At 75.1% G+C, this 1,166-nt stretch carries 2 protein-coding genes; one reads left to right on the plus strand and one right to left on the minus strand.

Features of this window, described 5'->3' with window-relative positions:
* A partial coding sequence (locus tag FGF04_RS39340) for a methyltransferase (RefSeq protein WP_149516182.1) occupies positions 1 to 504 on the minus strand: 504 nt, incomplete at its 3' end.
* A gap of 302 nt (positions 505 to 806) precedes the next feature.
* Between FGF04_RS39340 and FGF04_RS39345 the strand changes: the two genes are divergently transcribed.
* A partial coding sequence (locus FGF04_RS39345) for a MarR family winged helix-turn-helix transcriptional regulator (protein WP_149516183.1) occupies positions 807 to 1,166 on the plus strand: 360 nt, incomplete at its 3' end.

Raw genomic sequence — 1,166 nt, forward strand, 5'->3', positions numbered from 1 at the left:
GGCGGCGGGGTCGATGTCGGCCGCGTGCAGCTCGGCCCCGGGCAGCGCGGCGACGAGCGCGGCGCCCACCGCCCCCGACCCGCAGCACAGGTCGACCACGACCGGCGCCCGGGGAGCGAGCCGCACGGCGGCGGGGGCGATGTCGGCCGCGTGCAGCTCGGCCCCGGGCAGCGCGGCGACGAGCGCGGCGCCCACCGCCCCCGACCCGCAGCACAGGTCGACCACGACCGGCGCCCGGGGAGCGAGCCGCACGGCCTGGCGGACCAGGAACTCGGTACGCCGCCGGGGCACGAACACACCGGGTTCGACCGCGATGCGCAGCCCGCTGAACTCGGCCCAGCCCAGCACGTGCTCAAGGGGCCGGCCGGCCGCACGGAGGTCCACCATCGCGGTGAGTTCGGCCGGGGTGCGGGCGGTGGAGAGGATCAGTCGCGCCTCGTCCTCGGCGAAGACACAGCCGGCGGAGCGGAGCGCGGTGACGACATGATCGTAAGAAGGTGGCATGGAAGCCGGGAGCCTTTCGGAAGCCGAAGGGCACTCCTGGGATCACCTGCTGCCGGTGAGGTCCTGGTACGGGAGCACCCGAGCTGACACAGCGGTAATGGGGCTCACCTCCTCGGTCCGGCACGGCTGGGGCGGTCCGCAGCCGGACGGCAACATTACACGGCCGCACCCGCCGGCAGGGCTGCCGGTCGCCCGCCGCGACCGGTGGTTGTAGTGTGCAACCGCTACAGGGAGGACAGACCGTGAGCGCAGCCGACGAGACGGACGAGGGCGACGAGGCCGTCGAGACCATCCACCACGAGATGACCGCCTTCGCGCGGCGCGCCCGCGCCTCGGCGGGCCGGATGCACCCGGAGCTGTCCCTGGTCTCGTACACGCTCCTCGGGCACCTGGAGGGGAGCGGCGGCTGCCGCGCCACCGACCTGGCCGCCCACTACGCCCTCGACAAGTCGACGGTGAGCCGCCAGGTGTCGGCCCTCGAAGGCGCCGGGCTGATCGCGCGGCGCGCCGACCCGCAGGACCAGCGCGTACAGGTGCTGGACCTCACGCCGGCCGGGCGGGAGATCCTCGCCCAGGTGACCGCGCGCCGCCGGGACGCCTTCCGCGCCCGTCTGGAGGGCTGGCCCGAGGACGACCTGCGGCGGTTCGCGGCGTACCTGCGG

The sequence above is a fragment of the Streptomyces apricus genome (assembly GCF_008369065.1).
GTDB classification, from domain to species: Bacteria; Actinomycetota; Actinomycetes; order Streptomycetales; family Streptomycetaceae; genus Streptomyces; species Streptomyces apricus.